The sequence below is a fragment of the Trichothermofontia sp. genome, assembly GCF_053493415.1.
The window spans coordinates 1-8,262 of the sequence record NZ_JBRCAD010000213.1 but is presented as its reverse complement, the minus strand read 5'-3'; the positions used below and the strand labels follow the sequence as shown (position 1 = coordinate 8,262).

7 protein-coding genes are annotated in these 8,262 nt (G+C 48.7%); 1 reads left to right on the top strand and 6 read right to left on the bottom strand.

Annotated elements, in window-relative coordinates:
- Positions 1-386 precede the first annotated feature (386 nt).
- From ACWIUF_RS19025 to ACWIUF_RS19000, 6 genes are all read right to left on the bottom strand, one after another.
- Positions 387-2,975 (bottom strand): FkbM family methyltransferase, encoded by a 2,589-nt coding sequence (locus ACWIUF_RS19025; protein ID WP_448574106.1) that lies wholly within the window; start codon positions 2,973-2,975, stop codon positions 387-389.
- A gap of 219 nt (positions 2,976-3,194) precedes the next feature.
- Positions 3,195-4,370 (bottom strand): hypothetical protein, encoded by a 1,176-nt coding sequence (locus tag ACWIUF_RS19020; protein WP_448574105.1) that lies wholly within the window; start codon positions 4,368-4,370, stop codon positions 3,195-3,197.
- Between the two features lie 141 nt (positions 4,371-4,511).
- Positions 4,512-4,763 (bottom strand): ParE family toxin-like protein, encoded by a 252-nt coding sequence (locus ACWIUF_RS19015; RefSeq protein ID WP_448574104.1) that lies wholly within the window; start codon positions 4,761-4,763, stop codon positions 4,512-4,514.
- A complete protein-coding gene (locus tag ACWIUF_RS19010) occupies positions 4,764-4,964 on the bottom strand; it encodes a hypothetical protein (protein ID WP_448574103.1) in 201 nt (66 codons plus the stop codon). It lies immediately after the preceding gene.
- Between the two features lie 60 nt (positions 4,965-5,024).
- The gene (gene mutY, locus ACWIUF_RS19005) at positions 5,025-6,107 is read right to left on the bottom strand and encodes an A/G-specific adenine glycosylase (protein ID WP_448574102.1); all 1,083 of its coding nucleotides are present in this window, start codon (positions 6,105-6,107) and stop codon (positions 5,025-5,027) included.
- A gap of 162 nt (positions 6,108-6,269) precedes the next feature.
- The gene (locus ACWIUF_RS19000) at positions 6,270-7,268 is read right to left on the bottom strand and encodes a DnaJ C-terminal domain-containing protein (protein ID WP_448574101.1); all 999 of its coding nucleotides are present in this window, start codon (positions 7,266-7,268) and stop codon (positions 6,270-6,272) included.
- A 334-nt stretch (positions 7,269-7,602) separates the two neighbouring features.
- Between ACWIUF_RS19000 and ACWIUF_RS18995 the strand changes: the two genes are divergently transcribed.
- A complete protein-coding gene (locus ACWIUF_RS18995; RefSeq protein WP_448574099.1) occupies positions 7,603-8,229 on the top strand; it encodes a hypothetical protein in 627 nt (208 codons plus the stop codon).
- Positions 8,230-8,262: the final 33 nt, after the last annotated feature.

Below are 8,262 nucleotides of genomic sequence, written 5' to 3'. Positions count from 1 at the left end.
GGACAAAGCTGCTTCAAGATCAATTTGACAAGCTTCGGGAATGAGGCTATCATAGAACATCATTTTTTATTTGTTAGAGGACAGAATACTGCATTCTGTCCCTTTTTTCCATCGCTTAACCTAACTTTCAACACTTCTGGAGATTTATGTATTGATCTCTAGTGAAATCATCTGTGTCAATATAGAAAAGAATCTCTATTCTTTGTGGTTTATTAGCAGTTCTAACTATACTGAGAGCTAGTCTTAGAGCTTTTTCAGGTCGTTGACGAGTAGGACACAGGAGAGATATCGTTTTCATACTTGGCACATGAGAGAGACCGCTATTCCGGGTGATATTTGGTTTTTGACAGCGTTTAAAAGATGCTTTTATGAAACCCTATGAAACTCTAAAAAATTTCTTGATTTGAGAATAGGACATTAAAAACTTGATTGACATTATAGTATTGACCAGAGACTAGCTTGATTAATTGCCCCGTTTGTGGTTCCAAGAGATAAGCCTTATATCCAAATCCTTCCATAAAAGAACGTAATTGTGTTTCATTGGTTTCCATCTGCTCTAATCCAAAGCGATTTATCTCAGCAATTACATAGGAAATTTTACCTTGAGATAGTGCTGTTGATGCTCCTCTCAATACTTGATATTCTGCTCCTTCAGTGTCAATCTTTATAAGTTTAACTTTATCTAACTGATAGTATTCAAATAGATGATCAATGGTAATCATATTGACAGTGATATGCCTTCTATTTATACGACTTTGTTGATTAAATGGGTGTTTGCCGACATCCCATAGGGCATGTCCACCTCCATTATCCTCATTAAGAAAAAATTGTACGGTTTTACATTGATCACCGACAGCAACATTAAGTAAACGGATATTCTCGAAATTATTTATCTCTATATTTTTAATGATATTAAGATGATTATTGTGTTCCGGTTCACAGGTCAAAACTTTTCCTTCTTTACCAACCAACAAAGCAGCCCAGAGAGAGAAATAGCCAATATGGGCACCAATATCAATAAAGTTATCCCCTTTTTCTAAAATTTTTATTAGAACCTGGCTAACTTCAGGTTCATAAAATATGCCCTTTGAAAAAGCATCAAGCATTAGTTTTTGGGTGTATTCTTGCGGATCAATAAATATTTTCAGATTATAGATTTGTGCCGTTGCCTGTATTTGTAGTGTAATGATCTGTCCAAGAGATGCTGGTTTTGTTATCGACAGAGGCAATTGATTAGCCTTTGTTGCTTCCACATTTAGGCTAACAAGTTGGTTGGCAACTTGAGCTGTAGAGTAGTCTTCGTACTCAGAGGAATTAACAGAAGTGGCATCAAAACGTCTAATATTCTCAAAACCTGCTTTAGTTAAAACCTGATGTAGAGATTGAAAATCCCAAGACCAATAGTGAATATTTTCAGGATAACCGTGACCACCATGAATATAACCCACAATGGCTTCTAATGGAACCTGATTGAGTACATACAATTTTGCTAATGCCTCAAAATCTGGAAGCACTAATCTTAAAATTCCACCTGGCTTTAGAATCCTTTTCCATTCGGCACCTGCATATAAACAAAACCCAAAATTGTCGAAAACTATGTAATGTGTGTAATGAGAACTTAATTCTAGTAGAAGGTCTGACCACTGCTTAATATCAGACTCTTCTCGAATAAAGCATTCGGTAAATATAATGGGACAATTTAACTTTAAATAGTGTATTGAATTAAATAGAATAATAGCATCTAGTCCGTCAGTATCAACTTTTATAAGGCCAACTTGATCGTCAAAGTCTTCTAATTCAATTATTGATGGTTGAATATTGAGACGATAAAAGCATTCTATTGATGCTGACCCTTGGTGAGAACCGAGATTACCAGCTAATGTCCTTGGATCAACAAATCCCCACATAATTTCAACATTTTCCAAAAGGGGGTTTAAATTTTGATTTAATAATGCATATTTACAGAACTCATAAGATGCATCAATGGCATAAATTTTATTTTTTACGCCTGCAAGTCTTATCAAGCTAATGCCATCCAGAACATTGGAACCAATATCAATAATAGATTTATGAGGTTCTTGTATAGAAAATAAAAATGTTAATAAAGGAAAACGTCGATCATATAAAGGATAAGTAGTGAAATATTTTTCAAACGGATGATCGATGGGAAGATATAAACTGATTTCTTGATTTCCGTTGACTATCTTCATTAACCGCGAGCCATCTCCACGTGGATTAAGATAGGGGAAGATATGCTCCAAAGGAGCTTGCGTATACCATTGCGGTAATATTACTAGCTTATATCCATTTTCATGTATAGCTTGATTAAAAAAAATATGTTCGCAAGCCTCCTCATTGTTATTCCAGCCTAGGTACTGAGCCGTTTTTGGTATACTTTCCAACTTATATAAGCCTGCTCCATTAAATGCGGAAATTACCTCAATTGGACTGCTAGAGATGGGAATAATACGTTGACTTTCAAATACACTACTTATCCATCTGCTTTTGTCAACAAACCATTGATCAGATTTCACTGCATAGGCATCATAGTAAAAAGGTTTTGAATTAGGGAAGACGGCTGCAACTTCTGACTGATGAGATAAAAAATCTAAGGCAATTTTTAAGTCGGAGGAGTTAATTTTAAAATTAGGACCATCCATGTCTAAAGCCAACAGAAATGTATATCCCCCTCGTTCTCTAGCTTGGTTTAAAGCTTGATTTCTTAGAAACGATAGACGAACAGTTCTGAGAGGATAAACGGCATCCAATCCGTCATAGGAATAGATAATAAGATTATTGTATTTTAAGGTAAGCGCATTGCAGATAGCTTTTGTGCTATCTTTTGAATCATTCTCAAAAAGAAAAATATCGAAGCCAATATGAAGATCTTGAAATGCTTTGTAGAGTTCTAATATTTGCATTTCTAGATATTTTTCGGCATTCTTTATTAAGCCATAAATAAAAATCTTATCCATCGTTTTAAATGCTCTGGATCTACGCCATTGTTTTAAGATGGGGCATAAGAGTTTAGGCAGCTAGTCTCAACAAGAGTAGGGAAAACAATGGAAAAAGTAGTACTGTAGACATAACGGTTTTGGTTGCGCTGAGGTGCAAGATTGTGGCTAGAACCCTTACTGTATCAGGCATTGCCGTACCTCCCTGAAGCAAGGTTGCCCATGCTAGAGAACACAGAATTAACTTTGAGTACGGGGAAACTTCGACCAGAGGGTGACGATCGCTCCTCGTCCGCCAGCCGCCGGGACCAGACTCAGATAGTATACTAACGCGCCTTGCTGCACTTGGTAGAGGGGACCACCGCCATAGTCTGGTAAAGGGGCGACGGTAAAGCCCTGTTGTTGGAGTTGGGGGGCGAGTTGGGTGCTGAAGAGGCGATCAGGCGTTTGGTTCGCTACTAACGGGAAAAACGGCTCTAGCCCTTCCCGTAGACCCATTTCCGTAAAAAAAGCATCGGGTTGGGTAAAGTCCTGTCCCCTCGCCTGCTGGTTAGACACCCCTTGCACCAGGGAGACCAAGGCTTGACGGGATGCGGCCATTGCCTGAACCTCTGCCAACGTGAGGATTTGCTTGGCCAATAGGTAAACGGCTCCCTCCGGCGTTGAAAACAGATTGAGGTAGCGCTTTTCATCCCCCTTGGTCACCTCAAACACCCGTCGTCCCTGATCACTATCCAGATCCAAGGCGGTTACTGCATAGCCCTGACGCGCCAACGCTGCCTGCAAATCCTGCACTAAACGGGTCAGGCGAACCCCTTCTGCCTGTTGACACTCGTTGAGTCCTAAACAGCCCGCCACTACCCCTTCTGGGTTAGGAAAATCAGCAAACGCACCTGTGCCCTCTGCCGCTGGCAATGTTGGCTCAGGCGGAGGCGGTGTCAAGTCGATCGCCGCAGGGCTAGGCATCCCTTCCGGCTCCAAGGGACTGGGGCTGGTCGCGGGCGCAGGCCGATCGCTCACTGGGGTGGGCGGCGAGGCCACGATCGGGGGTGAGGCTGGCTGCGATCGCGGTGGGGATGGTGCGGGTCGGGCAGGCGCAGGCGTTGCAGCCGGCGCAGGGGCAGCGGGCTTAGGTGGGGGTGGCGCGATCGCTCGCTTGGGAGCCGGTACCACCTTAATCGTCTGGTCCTCTGGCAGCAGCTCCGGCTCCGGTTCTGGCTCTGGTTCACTGGGCAAGGGCAACAGCAGGATCAACACATGTAGCCCCAAGGCAAGGAACAACATGGGGCGAACCAGCATTCGTACAGGAGCAGGTAGGTTTTTCCAAAAGCGCGGCTGATGCATGGTGAGGGTAGCGGCCAGGGGAAGCGCGATCGGCTCCCCGTAATAGGCCAATTTTTTGAGAATTCTTCTCAATAGTAGCGTGTCCCCAAGCCCGCAGGTCGCCCACTTATCCAGAAACCTAGATCTGAAGTGCTCGATCCGGGCAGCGTGTCTTTTTCGCCATGCGGTTCATTGGGGTTGGTCAGCCGGAAAGCTTAGATCGGTTTATGAGAGCTAGCGGAGCAATCGATCATATTCGTTGTGACCACCTATCCATACCCAGATAAGGTCAGGACCATCCTCAATGGCTAATGCCCTATGACTTAACCCAACCCTTACTGACCAATACTGTCCTACCTTCTTGAAGTTTAGGGAGGGATGAGACAGGTTAACTTTCAGTAGATCATAATTTTTACGGGCTATGCGCTGGACGGGATCGGGCAGTGCATAAAAACGCTGCCAAAACTGGGGTGTTGTTCGATGCACTTAGAGATCCTGTAATTCCCCTTTAGCTTTAGCAGTCATGGCTTCTGCGATCAAGAAGTCTAGCTTCCCAGTAGCCACATCAGCCTCAAGCTGTCTATCCCAGCGTAACCAATCTTGCTCAGCGAACCACTCACGTAATTGGATAAACTCATCCTGCGTAAGGGTCTCAATTTCAGCTTGAATATGTTCTACTTTGGTCATGATGGGTCACTGATTTTGATGCTAACCAGGCAATGGTTTATATTCTACCAACCTTGTCAGTTAGTGCGTCTGACGCAGGGCTGCGATAATCTTCACATTCGCCTGGGGAAAGGCGTAGTCATCTAATTCCTCTAATGTGACCCAGCGCACCTCCTCACAGCCGATCGCTTGCGGCTCCCCCCTGAGGTGCTGACAGTGGTAAACGTGCAAAGTAACGCGATAGTGGGTATAGGCATGGTCTAGCGTGATCAAGGGTGCCCCCACCCGGATCGCAATTCCCAACTCCTCCTGAATTTCCCGTTCGATGCAGGTGGTAATGGTCTCATTGGGTTCCTGCTTGCCCCCCGGAAACTCCCACAGCCCGCCCAGCAGGCCATCCTGGGGACGGCGATCGATGAGGATTTGGCCCTGGTCATTCCAGATTACGGCCACACCAATGTGCTTATGGGGTAGGGGCGATCGCGGTTCAGTCATCGGGATCTCAGCTTGTTTTCCTTGATTGTACGCGCCACAGGACACCTGCCAGGGACAGCGGTGACACGCCGGGTGATGCCGGGTGCAAAGGGTCGCCCCCAGATCCATCAGGGCTTGGTTAAATTCGCGGGGGTGCTGGCGATCGAGCACCTGTGCCGACACCTGCCACAGTTGGGTGAGCGCCTGCTTGGGGGGGACCGCTAGGGCCACCAGTCGCGCTAGGACCCGCTTCACATTCCCATCCAGAATCGGCATGGGTTGATTAAACGCCGCGCTGAGAATGCCCCCCGCCGTCGTGCGGCCAATTCCCGGTAGGGTTAAGACGGCCTCAAGGTTCGCCGGGAAGACGCCGCCATACTGCTGGACGATCTGCTGTGCGGCCCGGTGCAGATTGCGGGCACGGGCATAGTAGCCCAAGCCTTGCCAGAGTTTCAGAACGGCTTGTTGATCCGCCTGCGCCAGTGCCTCGACCGTGGGGAAGCGATCGAGCCAGCGATGATAGTAGGGAATGACCGTTTGCACCTGGGTTTGTTGCAACATGATCTCAGAAACCCAGATGGCATAGGGATCACAGGTCTGTCGCCAGGGGAGATCCCGTCCGCATTGGGCGTACCAAGCGAGGAGCGATCGCTGCAACTGGGCAATCTCTGATTGGGATAGGGACATCATCTGCCAGCCTGCAAGTCACTTCAGGGCGCGATCGGGGGCAGGGAACGATCGCGCTCCCTGGGTCTTTGCACCCACCTCACAGTCGGAGGCCGAGTAGACCAGTGTGTGGCCCAGTCCTCTGGGCCAAGAGAGTTGGCAGTTTATCCAAGCACCCAAGACCTTCTACAGATTAATCTGTTGTAATTGAGCGCGGGGGTCGCTGTGACGGTTGGCTCGCAGGTTTTCGTAGCACTCCCGCTCGATCGCACTGAGGGACTTGGGTACCACGATCGTCAACCGTACCATCAAATCCGATCGTCCCCCCTTAGCCAGCTTCCAGCCCTTCCCGCGTAACCGCAACGATTGGCCCGATCGCACACCCGCCGGGACTTGGACCGTCACCCGTCCATCCGGCGTTGGTACCTCAATGTGGGCACCGAGGGCCGCCTCATCAGGAGTAATTGGGACCTCACAGACCAAGTTATCGCCCTCAAACTGGAAGAACTCATGGGGTTGGACTTCCACCTTTAGATAGAGGTCACCGCGTTGGTGGGTGTAGGGATGGGTGCGCCCTTGGCCCCGGACCCGAATCCGGCTACCGGGTTTCACCCCCGCAGGAATATTCACCTCACCCCCACCCAGCCGCAGGGTGGTCCCCCGGAACGCATCCGCCAAGGACAAGCGCACAACCGTTTCCTGATCCAGGGGGATGGTGTTAGCGGTATCGCCAAAGTTACCAAAGTCATTAAACCCACCAAAGCCCGTACTGCCCGGACCTCCCGTTTGGTAGGAATAGGTGCGCCGTCCCCCCGTCCCCGTCGCTTGGGGACCCGTGGCAAAGCGTCCGAGCAACTCGTTAATGAAGTCGTCAAAGCTCCCATACTGGCTAAAGTCAAATCCGCCAAAATCCACATTGGCTCCCGTGGGTGACCAGCCTCCCTGCTCAACTTGCTTCCAATACTGACCAAATTGGTCATACTTACGCCGCTTTTCTGGATCGGACAGGACTTCGTAGGCTTCGTTAACCTCCTTGAAGCGGGCCTCCGCCTGACGGTTGCCGGGGTTCATATCCGGGTGATGTTTGCGTGCTAACCGGCGATAGGCTTTTTTGATATCGTCAGCGCTAGCCCCTTTGCTGATGCCCAGCACCCCATAGTAGTCCTTATAGTCAGTGACAGCCATCTCTCTACCTCCAGCAAGCCTGACGATTTAGTGTAGCTATTTTCATAAATTTTGCTTTAATGTATGCCCCTGAAATGACGATCGCCCCCTGACAAGGGACCGCAGTTTTAGACTATCAAATTCTTTTGGGAACTGGAATTCGGTTTCTCCGTCTGTTGATAGGGGCAATTGCCGAACTCGCCCCTAACTGGCAACCAGCGATCTGCGCGTTATCTGCCGGTAATGGCCGTAATCATTCTCGCAACGAGCGCTGGCCAGGGACCAGCAGCAGGCATGATGGGTTTAGAAATGGCGGATGCCCTGTGGTGATAAGGAGGAAACCATGCGATCGCTTATGCAACGTCTCACGTTAGGCACTACCATCGGGATGATGAGTCTGGCCAGTGCCGCTGTGCCCTATGCCCAGTCACCGGTTGCCCAGGCGGCTGAACCTGTTTGGCATAACTGCTTGACTCGCGAAGTCTGGAGTCCGGAGAAACAAGCCTGGTGTCAGCAGGCGGAAGGGCTGAAGCAGCTTGCCTATCCCCTACCCCAGTTTGGCACTGCCACCTTGAGTAACGGCACCTACCAAAATCCCGACTCGGAGCTAACGGTAACACTCCTGAACCGGCCCTACACGATCGGCTTTGGGGATCTCACCGAGGGCACCCAGGCAGCAGCCGTGATTTTGGTTGCTAATTCCGGGGGAACCGGTAATTTCGTCCATTTAGCTGTGGCTCTGGAGCAGGGGGCTAGCTTCACGCCTGTTGCCGCGACCCTGCTCGGCGATCGCGTCAATATCGAGTCCGTTCAAATTCTGAATGGTCACATCCAGGTCGATCTGATCAGCCACGGCCCCAATGACGGGGCTTGTTGTCCCACCCAACCCCTGCGTCAGGTCTACCGTTTGGAAGGTGACACTCTCACCCTCGTCTCCGAAAGCGATCGCACCACCGCCCAAGCCATCCCCGCTCTTTACTAGCCCCGCCGTGCCTTTGGGGGAATCCTTTTAACC

Bases quoted from the DNA above. Each gene is read 5' to 3' on its own strand.
- ACWIUF_RS19025 (WP_448574106.1), bottom strand. From the start codon at position 2,975: ATGGATAAGATTTTTATTTATGGCTTAATAAAGAATGCCGAAAAATAT.
- ACWIUF_RS19010 (WP_448574103.1), bottom strand. From the start codon at position 4,964: ATGACCAAAGTAGAACATATTCAAGCTGAAATTGAGACCCTTACGCAG.
- mutY (WP_448574102.1), bottom strand. From the start codon at position 6,107: ATGATGTCCCTATCCCAATCAGAGATTGCCCAGTTGCAGCGATCGCTC.
- ACWIUF_RS19000 (WP_448574101.1), bottom strand. From the start codon at position 7,268: ATGGCTGTCACTGACTATAAGGACTACTATGGGGTGCTGGGCATCAGC.
- ACWIUF_RS18995 (WP_448574099.1), top strand. From the start codon at position 7,603: ATGCAACGTCTCACGTTAGGCACTACCATCGGGATGATGAGTCTGGCC.